This is a genomic window from Rhizobium sp. P1_B8 (genome assembly GCF_056406515.1).
Genome location: NZ_JBFTZZ010000013.1, coordinates 12833 through 28957 on the forward strand (window position 1 = coordinate 12833; position 16125 = coordinate 28957).

The window sequence follows — 16125 nt, forward strand, 5'->3', positions numbered from 1 at the left end:
TTACGAAACCGACCGTTCCATCGGTCGTTCCCTACCCGAACATGCGAAGTTGGCAACGACTCCGTGTGGAGCTTCGGGGACAACGTAACCACCGGGTGACCGGTTCACCGAACCGTGAGGCGAAGTGGAAACTGCCAGCACAAAGGCGGTGAGGTGCAAGGGATGAGCAATGACGACCAACACAAGTGAACTTCCGATAAACGCCGTAACAAGGAACAAGCCAAATGTGCTGACAGGCTTGAACCAAAAGGTGTGCAGCAAGGTGTGGTCCTTTCCGGTTGGACCTCCATGGACGGAAAGCTGCTGGCGAAAAGGAAGGGTCCGACTGGCTCTGAGATTCATGCGGAACAGGGTAAGCCCATAGCGCTGCCGGTAACGGCAGGCGAACCGTAAGGAACGCTGTTGGTGTTGTGGGTAAAGGAAGGCGGAGAAAGCGAAGGCCCGGCTGTAATGGTCGAGATACGGGCTGCAACATCGCCCGACACGAAAGTGGGCAGACTTCCGCCCGGTCATTCATGGCGAGAGAACATGACTAATTGCTGGACGAGGAAAAGCAGATGACGGCAATCGATGCGAAAGCAGCGAATGCTGGTGCGTCCTCGCACGGAGGGCAGATGTGGGATCAGACAAACTGGTCGCAGATTGAAGCAACCGTGAAGCGACTTCAAGTGCGTATCGCCAAGGCCACTCGCGAAGGCCGATGGGGTAAGGTAAAAGCCTTGCAACGTCTGCTGACCCGCTCGCACAGCGGCAAGATGCTGGCTGTGAAGCGGGTGACGGAGAATCGCGGGAAGAAAACGCCGGGAGTGGACGGAGAAATCTGGACAACCCCGGTGGCCAGATGGAAGGGAGTAATGTCGCTGCGGCATCACGGCTACCGTACGATGCCGTTGCGACGCGTTTATATTCCCAAGAGTAACGGCAAGAAGCGCCCGCTCGGGATACCCCGTATGCTGTGCCGCGCAATGCAAGCCTTATGGAAGCTTGCGCTGGAACCAGTGACGGAGACCTTGGCGGACCCGAATTCCTATGGATTTCGGCCCAAACGCTCAACAGCCGACGCCATTGAGCATTGCTTCATCACGTTGGCAAGACGAAAGTCCGCCACGTGGATTCTAGAGGGCGATATCAAAAGCTGTTTCGATGAAATCAGCCATGATTACATCCTCGAGCATATGCCTATGGACAAGGCGATCCTGCGGAAGTGGCTTCAAGCCGGATACATTGAAGAGGGAACTCTGTTCGAGACGCGGGCGGGAACCCCGCAAGGGGGCGTGATTTCGCCCACAATCGCTAACAGAGTGTTGGACGGGCTTGAGGCCGCAGTCGATGCAAGCGTGGGATCGTCGAAATCCACGTACCGAAAAGCCAAACCCCACGTCATCCGTTATGCCGACGACTTTATTGTAACCAGTGCATCGAAAGAGGTGCTGGAACACAAGGTCTTGCCGGCGATCAGGAAATACCTGGCTGTTCGCGGACTGGAACTCTCGGACGAGAAAACCAGAATCACGAACATTGCGGATGGTTTCGATTTTCTGGGCCAGAATGTGCGAAAGTACAACGGCAAACTCCTCATCACGCCGTCCAAACACAGCGTCAAGGCGCTGCTGGATAAGGTCCGGAGAATTATCAAAGGCAACGCTGCCATCGCGCAGGAGGGATTGATACAAATGCTGAACCCGATCATTCGGGGATGGGCGATGTATCACCGCCATGTCGTGGCGAAGGCGACCTTCTCTTCGATAGACTTCTACATCTGGGGCATGCTCTGGAGATGGGCGTGCCGACGACACCCCAACAAAGGAGCACGGTGGATCAGGAGAAGGTATTTCCAGGTCAACGGTAGCCAATCATGGGATTTCAGCACGGAAGACGCCAAGTATGGGCTTGTCCGCGCAGCGGCTGTCTCAATCAAGAGGCACGCCAAAATCCCGGCGTTGGCGAACCCGTTCGATCCCACATGGGATACCTACTTCGCCCACCGTCAGAACGCGAAACATACCGCCGGGGAGCCCGGTGTCACAACGTGGCGCTGGAGAATGGCTTGAGCCGGGTGCGAAGTGATCCGCACGCCCGGTTCTTAGGGGGCGGCGGGGCAGCAATGCCCCGCTGCTACCCGACACGGCGGGTGCAAAGTGGGGCGTCAGAGAGAGATAGAACCGCGTCCTGAAAGGACGCGACCGCTTGCCATCTCCGATGGCTACGGGAAGCTCCGGCTGTCTCCGGACAATAACGTTTGGCAGAGCCATGCTTCTTGCTGCGAGAGGATCGTGACCCGACTGGGCGGGGACCGCGTGCGGGCTCCGGTCGCAGTGCGACTAGAGCCGCGCGCCATCGGCGCCTCGCCCGAACGCCATTCTTCACGAAAATGAATCGGTCGCACCTGTAGGATTCACATATGTCGTTGGACGTAGCGGCGGCGTGTGACGATCATGCCGGCATGATTTCGCAACCATACCAGCTCTATGTCGAACGAACGGATCCAGCCAAGAACATGGCGCGGTATTATACCATGGAGATCGGGCCGACGATGTTCGGAGAGGCTTGCCTGACCCGACGATGGGGGAGGATCGGCAAACGCGGCCAGGAGAAGCAGCATGTGTTCGAACGGGAAGAGGAAGCGGTTCGGTTGTTCCTCGACCTGGTCAAACAAAAACGTGCTCGCGGCTATCGGCCACGAGCCACTCTGCGATATTTCCAAAGCTGACCCCAATCGTCTCCGATCGCTCAAGTAGCGAAACAGGGGGCCGCCGAAGCGGTCCCCTGATGGCGCGTCATTCGCGCCGGTTCCAGTCGGTCTCGAACGACGCCTCGATCTCGACCAGGAACGGGATCTTGATGGCCAGTTTCAGGCCCAGTTTTCCCTTGCGGAAGAAGTGACAGATCACCTTGCCGAGGACGCGGAGCCGGCGGCCGGTGGCGGCGAGGAACTGAGCGAGCTGTTGCATGGTATTTTGTCCTTTCGAAATGCGGACGTCGCGGGGATGGGCCGCATGACGGACAAGGAGGGGCGCACCTGAAAGGCCGAAACGGAGGTGGCGGACCTGCCGGCGCCCGAATTTTGCTCCCGCGAGGAGCCGCAACGCGGCGGGGAAAATTCTGGCGCCGGCAGATTGCGGCGTGACGGACGGGATGCAACATCCCCGATGTCGATGACAGGAGAGCGGAAGGAGAGCGGAAGCGGATTGCTGCCCTCCGTGCTGTGGATGGCTGCGGGCTGGCAGCGCTGGTGATACGCGGCCCTCAGAAGGGCGGCTCGGCCTCGATGGAACCGTCCTGTTGGACAAGCATGACGATCAGCTCGGCATGGGCGATTTCGAGCTCTGCTTCGATCTGGCCGCGTTCGGCGGGCTCAATGCAGGCGTTCAACTCGGCGCGCAGTTCTTCGATTTGCTGTTCGATCGTCATCGTCGTCATCTCCTTGATGTTTGAGAAAGATGACGCCCGCCGGCGTGGCGGTGGGTCAGGGTCAAGGATCGCGCATGCGACCGCCAGCGGCGGTGAGTGGAGGAGCCGAAATGCGTCAAGCACTTTGGGGGGGACCGCTCGTCCTTGAGGCTGGCCCGGCTCCACGGCACGATTGGCTTGATATGAGCAGACCCCACCTCTCCGTACGGCACCCAAAAAGCTGGAAACGGGCTCGACGCCCGTCGCCTGCTTTCTCAAAGCGGCCTGGTGGCCCCGCCTTAGGCGGCGGGGCCTTGGTGGGATCTCAATCCCGGTTGGGGCGGGACCAGATCAGCTGGTAGCCGTCCTCGCCTTCGACCTCGGTGAGCGTTGCGTAGATCGGCGCCGGGAAGCTCGGGTCGTCCAGCTTGACCGAGAGGTAGTCGCGGTCGGTCTCGCTGGAGCGCTTCTGCCAGGCGGCACCCAGCTCGACATTGCCGGCGTAGATACGGAAGTGCGGACCCTTGTCGGAGGGGTTTTCGATGCGGGCAATGCGGGCCTTGACGTTGAGTGCGAGGGTGCGGATCGAGCCGGTGAAGCCGCTTTCGGTGGAGGTGAAGGTGCCGATGGTAGCCATTGTCTGTTCCTTTCGGTTGTATCGGGCCGCGCCCTTCGCGGCGTCGATGGCTGTCGCAAGGATCGGGGGCGATCGGACCGCACCTGAAAGGCCGCAATGAAATGGAGGGCGGCCGGAGAAACTTTGTTGTCGCGCGAGGAAAGCGAACACAGTTCGCAGGGGGAGAAAGTTGCGCACGGCCGTTGCGGGAGAACGATCGAGGCGAAGCCGGTCTCCGATCAGACATGCCTCATCGAGCCCGCGGAGGACGTGGCCCATGACAGCGGTGGAAGGAACTTGATCATGGCCCTCGCCGTGCGTTGCCCCGGCAGAACAGCCCGGCCGCGAAGCCGTTCCCCAGTCTCTAAAGCATAGCGTCGACTTCGGATGCGACAAACTCGGCCGTCCGGGCAGTTGTCTCCTCTCATCAACGCAATATTGTCGGGCCGCGATTGGTCGCCCGGAGGATCTATGCGTCGGCAGACAAAGCCGTTTGCCGTCGAAATCAAGCAGTCCCGAAAGCTGAAAGCCAACGATCGGAAACTATCGATCTGGGGGAGGCTGGACCTCACGTCCGATGAGCACGCGCTCGCGGAGAGAGCGCCGAAAGAGCTGTCGGCCGTTGCGGGTGACAACGACCGACCTTGACGTCTCCTACGCTGCCGCTCTCTCGTCGGCCTGAACGGGCTGGAGACCGTGCAGGAAGCTGACAGCACGCTGGGCATGCGCCGCAGCTTGGAAGATAGCCCGCTTGTCGTCAGATAGAACCTTCAGCCACGAGCCGAGATAAGACGCATGGTCCGGCCGTGGCTCCAGCTCCGGTGCGATCCCGAGATCGGCGCATAGGAAGCAACTCCCGAGCTCCGCAATCAGCTCCTCGCGGGCGCGTTCGGTCTTGTCCTTCGCATAGCGGCTAAGATCGCGATCGACGCGATCGGGGCGCGCAGTCCAATGGCAACTTTCGTGACTGAGCGTGGCCACGTAGGACGCCGCGTCGCGGAACGTTTCGAACGGCGGCATCTGGATGTGGTCCGTGATAGGGGAATAATAGGCCTGCGCTCCACCATGGCGGATGACAGCGCCCGTGTTGCGGAAAAAGCAATCGGCGTGCTCGATGTGCTCGATCGCATCGAGCACCGGGGTCGGTGGGTGACGATAGTGTTCGGGCAGTCCGCCGATCTGCTCGATGTTGAACACTTTGTAAGCCTTCAAGAATGGGATTTCTCGATCGACTTCTCCACCACTGCCGTCCGCCTCGGACTTGGTGAACCGGCTGGCGAAGACGACCGTCGAACCGGTCTCGCCCTTTCGCACCGCCGCCCCCAGTTCAAGCGCCTGCTTGAAGGCCATCCACATGGGGGAAGTGAACCCCCGCGCCATTCCCTCCGACCATAACAAGAGAATGTTCATGCCCGAATACGGCTGGCCGTTGTGGCGCAGCGGCAGGGTGATCCGGCCATTGGTGGTGGCCGCGTGCCAGGGTTTCATCCAAGGCTTCACACCCTTTTCAAGATCTGCGACGATCCTATCCGTGATCCGCGCATAGATGTCGGCGCGTTCGCCTTCGGCTTTCCTGCTCATGTCATTATCCTCCGTTTTGGAGGCCGCGCCATCGCGGCCCCGTCGCGGAGGTCCGAAAGCAGGAGCGATCAGGAGGCCGGCCGCACCGGAACGGCCGTAACGGAGTGAAGGACGGCAAAGCCGTTGCGGCAGGCGCCGGCTCCTGCAGGACCGCCGAGCGGGACGGGACGCGTGGCGGGCGGGGTCCGTGTTCTTCCTTCTCTTCTTTCGTGACATAGAAAAAGGCCGGTCCGAAAGGAACCGGCCTAAAGGTCAAAGAGGGAAGAGATGGCGAAGCCGAAGCTCTCCGCGCGACAAGCGGCTCAACCGAGAGCCGCCATCTGTGCCTCGGCCGCCTTGCGGTCGAGCGACTGGCCCAGGTTTTCGACCGGGCGGTCGAAGGGCTTCCAGGCTTCGCCGATGACGTGGCTGTAAGCTGCGACTGCGCCCTCGGCGGCCATCCGCAACGCGTGGGACTGTATGCCCATGTCGGCGGCGAATTCGCGTTTGCGCTGGGCGGCGCCGTCGTAACCGACCGGGCCATCGAGATCCTCGTCGCGGGCATCGTTTGCCGATTTGGCGGTTGCGTCTCGGGCTTCGGAGATTGCTCGACTGTAGAACTGGCCGGCGCCGTGCGCCGAGCCGACATAGGCACCGACGATACGCTGGAGATGGATCTGCATCGCCTTCTCACCGAGACCGTCCGAGAGGCTATCGGCGGTCTCGATGATCAGGCGCTCGTGGAGTTCACGGATGCCGTCGCTGTCGACCACCGCGGTCCCGAAACTCTCGGCGATCAGCATTGCCTGGGCGGTGTCCGGACATGTGAGCCTGACCATTTCAAGGGTGGCGCCCTTGCGGAGCGGCACGACGCGGGCGGCAGGTCGATTGGTTGCGGGCTTGGACATGGGATCTTCCTTTCGTGGTTTTCACCGAAGCGGCTCCGGCCCCTGCCGGTCTGCCCTTCGATGCGGTCGACAGGAATCGGTTGAGGACGGGCGCTTTCACAGGTCCGGGACGGCCGGACGAGCGAAACGGGTTTGCGAACAAGCGGGGTAAAGCCCTGCGAAGGGCGCGGAGCAATTTTGCGGGGGAGGCTGCACCGGCCGCTCCGCGGCGCGCCAGCGGCCTTGAAACGACCGGCCGCCGGTTCAGACCGCAGCGAAAACGAAGGGCGGGCCGGCAGGGGTCGGGCTATGACTCAGAAACCCCGAAGGACAGAAACCACTGCGACCGATAGCCCCCGCAACCCTTCCTCCCGCTCGGATCAGCCGCCACGAAAGCCCCATCCGGCCGGGGCTCACGCCGCCGCATTGCCCACATCATCGCCGAGCACATACGCATGGTGGCGATCGCCCGCTCCTGACGTTGGAGTTTGCGAGCCAGGGCAGCGATTTCCGTTCGCCGCTCGACGTGATCGTGAAACAGCAACTCGTCGGAGCGCGTCCACCGCGACCCGCCCCGGCGGTGCGAGCGGGCTTTCGCCTTCTCGGTGACCGCTATGCGTTCGCCCGGCCCGTGTTGTGCCGGTGAATGCAATCGAGATGGTGGCGCGTCTCTCGCCGCGCCGCCTCAATGCGGAACAGAAGAACGCGAGAACTGACCGGATTCATGGACTGGTCACCCGCGGCTGCCAACTGATGAACGACGACGGTCCGTCATGGCCAGCATGTCGCGCGGTATCGATGACGAAGCCAAATCGGCCGACCTCGTACTCGTCGCTTGGCACAAAGAAGCGGCGCTCTTCCGCGTGGACGGCACGGACGCCACCAATCGTGGCGATAACTTCGGTCATGCCGGGTTGGTGATCTGAGCGTAGCGCGGAGATGACGATCCAGTCGCCGGCATGCTCGCGCTCAAAGGCGCGGCGATCCTTCTCGTGGGATTCGGCCGAAAATCGATTCCCAGGCATCGGGCAAGAAATCCCGGATCGTCCGATCGGCGGACTTGCGCTCGTATCTCGTAAAGGTGTTCTGGAAAGGCGAGGCCAACCGCGGCCCACGCGGCACCTTCGTCGTACCAACCACCGGCGCAACGAAGCATCACATGGATTTTGCGGTTGCGATCGTTGGACAACTTGAACCCGCCATGCCCGGCCGTGGTGTGAGATACGATACCCTCCGCGTAGACGGTGGCGCCCTGCGACGGTCCCCATGGGGTGGAGCAGCTCATCCGGACAGTCTGCCGGGCGAGCGCCCAGAGGTCTCGGGACGTGCTCCGCCTGTTCGAACATCCGTGCCCGAAATTCCGCCTCATCCGCAACGGCGCCATGATGCGAGTAGAAGTCGTAGCGCTTGAGCTCGGAAGACGGCCGTGACACGCGCCAGGCACTCGCGAGAAAATGCTGGCCGTCACGTCCCGGCACCGTGGCGAAAACGAGATCGCCGACACGGGCAACCGGCATGTCATCGGCGCTGCGGCCAAACTCCACCCCTGAACCTTCAAGGGTGGAAGCTGCTTTGGCTTGGAGAGCAGGCGTGTTCATGCCGCGACCCTCCCTTCGACATGGGCGGCCGCCACTTCATCGGCCGTGACCTCTTCCAGCACGGCATTGGGATAGCGATGCTGCGTCAACCATTCCTCCGCGGCTTGGCGATTGGCGGCGAGGTGGACGAGCTCGGCGTTTTCGCAGGCGAGGTCGACGACCCTGATGTGGCCGAGCTGCGGGCGCTCGATCACCTTGAATGTCAGGTTGGTGTCGAGCGAGAACGACGTCCGGTGGATGCGAATGGTGATGACGCCTTTGGCGCCGAAATCGCCCTCATGCAGCGTAAAATCCGGCGACAGGCCGACATTGCCGATGCCACGCTTGCCCTGCTTGCGGATCAGGCGGCCCTTGCTGTTGCGCTCTTCCCAGGCGGCGAGCTTCTTCCTGTGGCGCTCGGGCGGGCGGTGCGTGCCGTCGGACCAGACGACAATCGAGCCATGGGGTGAGGTCATAAATCAAAGACGCGGACATGCGTATTCTCCTATTTTGAGGTGACGAAACAAAGCCGCCGCCGGTGATGGCCGGCGGCGGTATCGATCAATATGACGTTGTGGGGGAGGGTTACTCTGCCGCAATTCCGTAAGCGGTATCAGGATCCTCAGTGCTGGTGTCAGCGGCGGCATCGTCCAAGTCTTCGATCTCGGTGTCGGCTGCGCTGCCGCCGTCCTCGGTTTCCGGAACATGCGGTTTGACCAGTGCGCGATCCTCGATCGACGGATCAGACCCACCGTCGGCGCCGTTCTCGATGCCGCCGATCGGCCGGTCGGCAGGTGCATCTTCGTCCTCGCTGCCATGCTCCATGTTCTTGGCCAGCCACTCGGCCAGCTTTGCGTCATCGGGTGCGAAGAGGGCTGCCGGATGCACGAAGCGTTCTTCCTTGAAGTGCTCGACAAGGGCAGCCCGGGTGTCCCTGACGCGCGGGCGGGGGGCGACACTGGTGCCGCCGCAGGACGCTTCCAGCGCCGGGCGGGAGAGGCACGCGAGGAACTCCTCCGTGCCCATGTTCGGAAGATAGGTGTCGGCGCCTATGGCATCGCCGGCGATCCGGGCGACAATGCCGCTGTCCGTGCGGTTGGTCCGCGCCGACAGTGCGTCGATCAGTGTCAACCTGGCCACGACACGAAGCGTATCCGTGTCGAATTCCAGCTCGCCGCTTTCACCTATCATCGGGACCGCGTGCCGGGCAAAACGCCTGGAGCCGTAGACATGGTTAGAGGTTTCGGAGCCGGAATCTACCGAGACGTTCTGCCCGGCGAATGCGAGGACGAGCAGCGCCATGAGGGTATCGTCCTCAATCGGCGCTCGTGCCAGTGCCTCGTGCAGAGCGTCTGTGCGGAAATCGCCGATCATCTCGAGGCCGTTTCGGGTCACGTCGGGACGGGTCTTCGCTGCAACGTCGATACCTTCGTTTTCGTCCTCGCCGCCGGGGGCGGTCGGATCGCCCTTTCCCTTCGCCTTCTTGATCTCCGGCAACCGGAAATGGGCGGACTGCACCTTCCCCTCACGATCAAGATACATGGCGGTGCAATCGCCTTGGCCGGGCTTGCCGTAGACACGCTCCGCCTTCGGCGGCAATTGCGGTTGGCCCCAATTGTTGAGCTCGACGATGGAACCCTTCTTGGGAAGATTGCTGCTCATCCATTCCTGCTGCGCACCGAGGAATGCTTCGACGTTGGTGGTATAGCGGTTATCCTCGTCGGCCGGTCCGAACAGGTCTTCCGCCCATTCGATGCCATAGGCCTGGCGGAGATCGTCGCCGAAACTCGCATCGCGCGCGAACATGCGGGTCTTGGTGAGGCCGTTGGCGATCGCCCACCAGGATGCTGTGTCACTCTTCTTCGTCTTGTGTGCCTTCCAGACTTCCTTCTGCTCGTCGAGTGACGCCGCGGAAATCGTGCGAAGCTGCTGCTCGCTCGGCATGTCGCCCTTGGCCATGTGATCGAGCATCGCAGGCAGGACATTGGCCAGCAGACGAAGCTTGCGGATCTGTCTGACCGGCAACGCCAGCGCGATCGCAATCGCCTCCTCGGTCCAACCGAGTGCAACGAGACGCTCGATGCCCCGCCATTGGTCGACCGGATTGAGGGGCTCGCGCGCGATGTTTTCGATCATCGATCGCATCGCGCCATTGTCGTTGGCCGCCTCGACGACGATAACATCGATTTCCTCGATGCCGGCGGCGATGGCCATGCGCGTGCGCCGGTGGCCCGCTTCGATGACATAGCCGTTGCCGCTGGCTTCGGCGAAAATGACGGGCGGCTGGATGACGCCGACAGCCTTGATGGTCGCAAGCAGCAGCGCGTCGGCCTGGGGCGTCGACTTCGACTGACGAGTATTGTCGGGATTGTCCTTCAGCGCACGCGGATCGACTTTCATGAGTTGCATGGGAATGTTCCTTTTTCCGGGGATGCGGACGCGGCCTTCTGCCGGTCCTTCCTGTCTTCATTTTTTTCTGAAGACACCTCCCGGACCGCAAAGCGGCCCGACCGGCGCAACTGCGGGCGAGCTGCCCTGCCGCGAAGGATAAGCGGGGCCAACAGCCATGCGAAAGACGAGTGGCCGGGATGCGGAGTGCCGCGGTTGAGCGCCAGCGGCGGCGGGAGGACCGATCTGCGACCGGTTTTCCTTCCCTTTCCCCTTCTCCTTTCCCAACTTCTTCTGATAAGCGCTCTGCTACAGAGCTCGGAATCTGGGTTGAGCGGGAACAAAAAAATGGGCCGTCGGAAGAACCGAGGCCCATGAAGTGTGAAGGTTATTTAACCTCCAGAGGGGAACAGCTGTTGCGGCGGCACTGGGAGGAGACCGCCATGTGCATCAGCTGTGTGCACTATGATGATATTTTGATCAGATGGAAAACCATTTATTGTGCAATGCACCTATGCATATGCTGCACTGCTTCCAAAATCAGGCTGCCTCCCTGGTAGGGGCACCTGCTTCGCAGGCCTCGGCTGCGAGCTCGGCCTCAACCTCCCGGAGCTGGCGACGCTTTTCGGCCAGCTCACTCGCGAAGGCAAAATCGCCACCCTGACGGGACTGGTAGGAAGCAAGACGCCGGCGCGCTTCCTCCAGCCGCTGGCGATAGCGTTCCCGCTCCCGTCGAAATCATCCAACGCATGCTCGAGGCGGAAGACGGCGCCGAGCGGCGTCACCGTGACGGCGAGATCGATCTCGTAGTCCGCGCCCGTGCGCTGAAGCATGGTGGTGTAGCGATAACCGTCAGACTTGCCGAAGCGCTTGCCATCGTAGACGAGTTCGAAGCCACCAATGGAGGCGATGACGATCTCATACTCCTGTTGAAGCTGGACGAGGGTGAGGATTTCCTTCATCAGCGGGGCTTGTCGCAAACTTCCACAGAGGCCGCGGCTATCCCCTGAAGGACGCTATTTTCATGTTTTGTTAACCTTTATAAGTCCGAAGAGGCGCGCAACCAAATTGTTTTGCTCGTTGATCGTCCAGCCGCCGGAAAAGCCGAAGCCTTTTCTCAACCACAGTATCGGCTCGAAACCGGCAATCGTTCGCCGCGCCGTGTTGAAGGATTGGAAGCCGCCGATCTTCGGCATGTTCTTTTTCACACGGAAATGATCGCTCTCAATGCCTTGTTGCAGGTGCTTGGTCGCATAGTGCACGGGGGCGGGCTGTAGGAGCCCGTCTTCAACCGAAGCTTTGATCGCCGACGGGAAGGTATTGGCACCATCTGTGCAGATCTTGTTCGGCGACAGTAAGGGTTGATCTTTCAGCGTCTTGCGGAAGAACCGCTTGGCGGCTTCGAGATCTCGCTTTGCAGAAAGCAGGAAATCCACCGGGTTGCCATGCTTATCGATGGCTCGGTACAGATAGCGCCATTTGACGCGGATCTTAACGTAGGTCTCGTCAATCCGAACCGATCCGCAATGCGGCCGGCGAAACTGGCGAAGACGCTTCTCGATCATCGGCGCATAGCTCAATACCCAGCGGTTGATCGTGCTATGATCCCTCGAAGCCGCGCTCTTCGAACATTTCTTCCAGATCACGATAGCTCAGGGGATATCTCAAATACCAGGTGACCGCATTTACGATCAGCCATGCCTCGAAATGCCTGCCTTCGAAATCATCCTTCGACTGCCGCTTCAGCTTTTCGGCAATAGCATTTAGAATCATCCGTACGCTCCACAACATTTGGAGCGGAAATTTCTCCTCCGACGGTCAACATACCGTTAAGCGCAAAAATTTGCGACAGGCCCCTCTTTAACGTTCCCCGCCACGATATTCCATCCACCCACCATCGAGAACTGCGAGCAACTGCCATGCAAGCATGGCGCCAAATCGCCCGCCTTCACGCCGAATGAACCAAAGCCTCACTCCCAGATCTTGTTTTCACAGCCTTAAGTTTACGGTGCCAGCCCTTCTGTAGGATGCCCCTACTGAATCCCACCTTCGCTGACATGGAAATGGCCCTGCCGCTCGATGCCCGTCAGGAAGGTGGTTTTGTGGACGCCGGCAGAGAGAATCTCCGCGTATGCCAGTTCCTCACTCTCCGGCGCATCGCCGCCCAGCACGCGGCCTGTCATCGTCTTCGGCGCGTCGATGCCCAGCAGTGACAGGATTGTGGGCGCAATGTCCGTGATTGAACTCGGAGCATCTGAAACCCGGCCCTGCGCGAGTCCCGCGCCGTAGCCCGCGAGAACGGCCGTGAACTCGCCGCGATGCAGCCCCCCATGCGTGCCGCCGCCTATCCGCAGATCGTTGTCGCCGGGGTCGTAAAAGACCGAATCCACATGCCCGGCCTGATCGGTCTGATTGTCGGCAGGCGTTTTCCCGAGGTGCACGAACAGGCCAGGAGCGCGCTCGCCGCCCGCACCCAACAGTTCCAGCGCAAGACTGCCATCCACCGTGCCGCTGGTGCTGCCCGGTTCACTGGCAGGGCTGAATGCGCCGCCGAACCATACCTGTTCCATCATGAAGTCCCGTATGTCCCGCAGTAAGGCCGGGTCATCATGTTTGAGCCACAGGCCCACGGCGCGGCCCGGTCGAACAAGCACCTGCGTTGCATGATCGTTGAACGATGCCGCCGCCTTGAAACCGGCCTGACAAAGAGCGTCGGCCACGTTGACTGTGCCGCCGATCGTCACATGGCCATGATCGGAAACGATAAACAACGTGATGCTGTCGCGCTCCGGCTGGGCGTCCCGCCATGCCCGCAGCTCTCCAATTACATCATCGCAGGCCCGCATAATCTCTCGTAGCTGGGTCGATTGCAGGCCGTGCAGATGGCTGACGCTATCGACTTCGGTGCACCATAGAATGGTGGCGGCGGGCTTGTCGTAGGGCCATACTTCGCGCTCAAATACCCGGAACGCCGTCATTGGTCCATCGGCGGAGATGCCCCCGGCCGGGATTTTCAGGGAACGATGGGCGCGGGCGGCAAACGAATGCGGGTAGCCGATCTGGGGATGGCGGACATTGAACCCGGTTTGTCCGCGCTGCTGGCCCTTCCAGTTCAGCGCGGGCAGAACGCCGGGGCCACTCGACGTGACGACCGCAAACGGCCGTCCCGCTTGGTGTAGAACTTCCGAGATCGAGGGCACTTTCACCAGGTTGCCCGCTAGGCGTTCATCCGCCGCCCACCAATCATGCGTGGTTTCTGTGAACACTTGATCGGGGCTGGTCCCCCGGATATAGAATTGGTTTCCGGCAATCCCGTTCACCTGCGCGGTTGCGCCAGTGGCCAAGGCCGTGAGCGCCCCCCGCGTCTCGCTGGGGAACACAGTGGTATGACGGCGGTTCCACGTTCCGTCGCTGGCCAGCGCCGCAAGATGGGGCATGGTGCTTTCAGCGACCAGATCGGGCCGCAGGCCGTCAATTCCCAGCACCACGACATGGCGCGCGTTATTGGCCATTGGTGTTTTCTTCCATGTTGTTCGTTTCGTTCTTTTGTGGATAAACCACGCGCACACCTGCATCCTTGAACCCATCCGCAAAGCGGGCGGGCGGTGGCTCGTCGGTGACGATGGTCCCAATGTCCGACAGGGACGCCGAGACATAAGCTCCTGATGCGCCGAATTTGCTATGGTCAGCAACGAAGATGCGACGGCGGCTGCGCTCGAACAGCAGTCGCTTGAAGCGTTGCAGGTACTTGCTTGACTCTACCAAGCCATGCACCGGGTCAACGCCGTAGGCTGCAATGATGGCCGTGTCGAAAATGCACTCGGAAATGGCCTCTAGTACTTGTTCGCCCATTAGCGCGCCATTGGCATAGTCGTACTCCCCCCCGGTGAGCGTGACCCGGTGCTTGAGGCCGCTTTGCAGCACTTCCGCGATGGCCGGCATGTTCGTCATGACCGATACCGCAGGGCCATCGTTCAACGCCTTTGCGACGGCCAGTGCTGTGCTGCCGTGGGTGATGAATATCCAGCCGTCCCGGGTCGCGGTTTGCGCTGCCAGCTTTCCAATCACGGCTTTTTCTGCACTCAGGCTGGCCAGCCGCGACGGCAGCGGCGCGGCGCGGGAAACTGGGATTGCGCCCCCATGCACCCGCGTCAGCAGGCCGTCCTTTTCGAGAAGGACCAGATCACGACGGACGGTTTCCATCGTCACCGAGAAGCGCTCGGCCATTGCGGCAATTCCGATGCCTTCGCCTGTGCGAAGCATATCAGCTATGGCTTGCAGGCGGCTTGCTGCCGGTAGTTTCGTCACAAATTCCTCACTCTACACGATGGAGTCGGCCGCGCTTACAACCGATATGTTGTCATTTTTGGGAATAATTGCCTTTCAAATATCTGTCAACGGCTCTTTCATGACAGTTTTCGCGCGCATACACTGAAAATGCCTGCCATTCCTTCATCTCACCTTATGTGTTCCAAGCAAAAGCGCACTTTCCTGGCACGTATTTTCTGTAATTGCCAATTTATGCCAGATATTGTCACATTCTTGTAAAGAGTAGCCGTTAGTCGGCAAGGCTTCATTTAATTGCTAGTTCCCGCGAGAGGAAACCGGATGATTAGGAAACGGATGACTGCCTATCTGACTGTAGGTGTCGCTTGCCTGGCCATGCCATTTGGCGCGCATGCTGACGAAATGGATGATCTTGTCGCGGCTGCAAAGGCCGAAGGGCAATTGACGGTTATTGCCCTCGGGCATGATTGGTGCGGCTATGCTGCGCTGATTCAAGGCTTTAAAGATAAATACGGCCTCACCGTAAACGAACTCAGCCCGACTGCCGGATCCGGTGAAGAATTGGCAACGATCAAGGCTAATATAGGCAACAACGGCTCGCAGGCGCCGGATGTCATCGATGTGGGCCTTGTTTTTGGCCCCATTGCGCAGAAAGAGGGCTTGCTGCAATCGTACAAGGTGCAAACGTGGGACGAAATCCCGGCCACCGCCAAAGACCCCGAAGGGCAATGGTACGGCGACTATTACGGCGTGCTTTCTTTCGTCGTGAATAAGGACGTTATCTCAAAGTCTCCAGCCGATTGGGCTGATCTTCTCGACCCCGCCTATCGCAAGAGCGTTTCACTGCCTGCTGACCCGCGAACCGCCAACAATTCCATCCTGAGCGTCTATGCCGCGGGCCTTGCAGCCGGCGCGCAGCCGGGCGCGGCAGCAGCCCGCGCTGGGCTCGAGTTCTATCGCCAATTGAAGGACTCCGGCAATCTCGTTTCCGGTTTCGGCTCTGCAGCATCCATCGCCAAGGGCGAAACGCCAATTACCACGCGCTGGGATTCCAACGGCATCACCTATGCCGAAAATTTCAAGGGAAATCCGCCACTGGACACCATTGTCCCGGCAAGCCTTACCGTGGCTGGCGTTTATGCCCAAGCCATCAGCAAGTACGCGCCGCATCCGCATGCCGCCAAGCTCTGGATGGAGTACCTTTATTCCGACGAGGGGCAACTTGGCTACCTCAAGGGCCTTTGCCACCCCATCCGCTTTGACGCCATGCGCAAATCCGGCAAAATTGCCGATGACATGCTGACCAAGCTCCCGGCGACAGGTAACAATCTAGTATTTCCCGAGTTGTCCCATCTAGTGGAAGCCGGCGAAGTGATTGCCAAGGAATGGACTTCAACCGTAGGCGCAGGCAGCAAATAAG

At 60.5% G+C, this 16125-nt stretch carries 11 protein-coding genes and 5 pseudogenes; 4 read left to right on the forward strand and 12 right to left on the reverse strand.

Annotated features, from left to right (window positions below):
* Positions 1 to 557 precede the first annotated feature (557 nt).
* Both ltrA and AC1D2N_RS16630 read left to right on the forward strand, forming a co-directional pair.
* Positions 558 to 2051, forward strand: a complete 1494-nt coding sequence (gene ltrA, locus AC1D2N_RS16625) for a group II intron reverse transcriptase/maturase (protein ID WP_130657464.1) — start codon at positions 558 to 560, stop codon at positions 2049 to 2051.
* Between the two features lie 350 nt (positions 2052 to 2401).
* Positions 2402 to 2710 (forward strand): WGR domain-containing protein, encoded by a 309-nt coding sequence (locus AC1D2N_RS16630; RefSeq protein WP_130657465.1) that lies wholly within the window; start codon positions 2402 to 2404, stop codon positions 2708 to 2710.
* A 67-nt stretch (positions 2711 to 2777) separates the two neighbouring features.
* On the opposite strand, the gene AC1D2N_RS16635 is transcribed toward AC1D2N_RS16630, so the two are convergent.
* From AC1D2N_RS16635 to AC1D2N_RS16680, 10 genes and pseudogenes are all read right to left on the reverse strand, one after another.
* Positions 2778 to 2951, reverse strand: a complete 174-nt coding sequence (locus AC1D2N_RS16635; protein WP_165403408.1) for a hypothetical protein — start codon at positions 2949 to 2951, stop codon at positions 2778 to 2780.
* A 295-nt stretch (positions 2952 to 3246) separates the two neighbouring features.
* Complete coding sequence (locus AC1D2N_RS16640) at positions 3247 to 3411, reverse strand: hypothetical protein (protein WP_165410090.1); 165 nt, start codon at positions 3409 to 3411, stop codon at positions 3247 to 3249.
* 304 nt (positions 3412 to 3715) lie between these two features.
* The gene (locus AC1D2N_RS16645; protein WP_127431460.1) at positions 3716 to 4027 is read right to left on the reverse strand and encodes a DUF736 domain-containing protein; all 312 of its coding nucleotides are present in this window, start codon (positions 4025 to 4027) and stop codon (positions 3716 to 3718) included.
* 633 nt (positions 4028 to 4660) lie between these two features.
* The gene (locus tag AC1D2N_RS16650; RefSeq protein WP_130657467.1) at positions 4661 to 5587 is read right to left on the reverse strand and encodes an ArdC family protein; all 927 of its coding nucleotides are present in this window, start codon (positions 5585 to 5587) and stop codon (positions 4661 to 4663) included.
* A gap of 302 nt (positions 5588 to 5889) precedes the next feature.
* The gene (locus AC1D2N_RS16655; RefSeq protein ID WP_130657468.1) at positions 5890 to 6474 is read right to left on the reverse strand and encodes a hypothetical protein; all 585 of its coding nucleotides are present in this window, start codon (positions 6472 to 6474) and stop codon (positions 5890 to 5892) included.
* Between the two features lie 701 nt (positions 6475 to 7175).
* A pseudogene (locus AC1D2N_RS16660) lies at positions 7176 to 8051 on the reverse strand (DUF7007 domain-containing protein).
* Positions 8048 to 8525, reverse strand: a pseudogene (locus tag AC1D2N_RS16665) (hypothetical protein). Before AC1D2N_RS16665 ends, AC1D2N_RS16660 begins: the two co-directional pseudogenes overlap by 4 nt.
* Before the next feature lie 90 nt (positions 8526 to 8615).
* Complete coding sequence (locus AC1D2N_RS16670; RefSeq protein ID WP_130657470.1) at positions 8616 to 10439, reverse strand: ParB N-terminal domain-containing protein; 1824 nt, start codon at positions 10437 to 10439, stop codon at positions 8616 to 8618.
* A gap of 519 nt (positions 10440 to 10958) precedes the next feature.
* Positions 10959 to 11383 (reverse strand): annotated as a pseudogene (locus tag AC1D2N_RS16675) (hypothetical protein); the annotation flags it as partial.
* Between the two features lie 57 nt (positions 11384 to 11440).
* Positions 11441 to 12191, reverse strand: a pseudogene (locus AC1D2N_RS16680) (IS6 family transposase).
* Positions 12192 to 12274: 83 nt separating this feature from the next.
* On the opposite strand from AC1D2N_RS16680, the pseudogene AC1D2N_RS16685 reads away from it, so the two are divergent.
* Positions 12275 to 12379: pseudogene (locus AC1D2N_RS16685) on the forward strand (IS6 family transposase); the annotation flags it as partial.
* A gap of 72 nt (positions 12380 to 12451) precedes the next feature.
* Here AC1D2N_RS16685 and AC1D2N_RS16690 read toward each other — a convergent pair.
* Entirely contained in the window at positions 12452 to 13930 is a 1479-nt protein-coding gene (locus tag AC1D2N_RS16690; protein ID WP_130654310.1) for an alkaline phosphatase family protein, read from the reverse strand.
* Entirely contained in the window at positions 13920 to 14726 is an 807-nt protein-coding gene (locus AC1D2N_RS16695; RefSeq protein ID WP_065276645.1) for a DeoR/GlpR family DNA-binding transcription regulator, read from the reverse strand. The genes AC1D2N_RS16690 and AC1D2N_RS16695 overlap by 11 nt, the downstream gene beginning before the upstream one ends.
* A gap of 315 nt (positions 14727 to 15041) precedes the next feature.
* Between AC1D2N_RS16695 and AC1D2N_RS16700 the strand changes: the two genes are divergently transcribed.
* Positions 15042 to 16124 carry an ABC transporter substrate-binding protein gene (locus tag AC1D2N_RS16700; protein ID WP_477981621.1) on the forward strand — a complete coding sequence of 361 codons (1083 nt, stop codon included), beginning with the start codon at positions 15042 to 15044 and terminating at the stop codon, positions 16122 to 16124.
* The last annotated feature ends 1 nt before the right edge of the window (position 16125 follow it).

What these genes read in the sequence shown, in the direction of transcription:
- AC1D2N_RS16635 (WP_165403408.1), bottom strand. Translation starts at nt 2,951, where the DNA reads ATGCAACAGCTCGCTCAGTTCCTCGCCGCCACCGGCCGCCGGCTCCGC.
- AC1D2N_RS16655 (WP_130657468.1), bottom strand. Translation starts at nt 6,474, where the DNA reads ATGTCCAAGCCCGCAACCAATCGACCTGCCGCCCGCGTCGTGCCGCTC.
- ltrA (WP_130657464.1), top strand. Translation starts at nt 558, where the DNA reads ATGACGGCAATCGATGCGAAAGCAGCGAATGCTGGTGCGTCCTCGCAC.
- AC1D2N_RS16700 (WP_477981621.1), top strand. Translation starts at nt 15,042, where the DNA reads ATGACTGCCTATCTGACTGTAGGTGTCGCTTGCCTGGCCATGCCATTT.
- AC1D2N_RS16645 (WP_127431460.1), bottom strand. Translation starts at nt 4,027, where the DNA reads ATGGCTACCATCGGCACCTTCACCTCCACCGAAAGCGGCTTCACCGGC.
- AC1D2N_RS16640 (WP_165410090.1), bottom strand. Translation starts at nt 3,411, where the DNA reads ATGACGATCGAACAGCAAATCGAAGAACTGCGCGCCGAGTTGAACGCC.
- AC1D2N_RS16650 (WP_130657467.1), bottom strand. Translation starts at nt 5,587, where the DNA reads ATGAGCAGGAAAGCCGAAGGCGAACGCGCCGACATCTATGCGCGGATC.
- AC1D2N_RS16690 (WP_130654310.1), bottom strand. Translation starts at nt 13,930, where the DNA reads ATGGCCAATAACGCGCGCCATGTCGTGGTGCTGGGAATTGACGGCCTG.
- AC1D2N_RS16670 (WP_130657470.1), bottom strand. Translation starts at nt 10,439, where the DNA reads ATGCAACTCATGAAAGTCGATCCGCGTGCGCTGAAGGACAATCCCGAC.
- AC1D2N_RS16630 (WP_130657465.1), top strand. Translation starts at nt 2,402, where the DNA reads ATGTCGTTGGACGTAGCGGCGGCGTGTGACGATCATGCCGGCATGATT.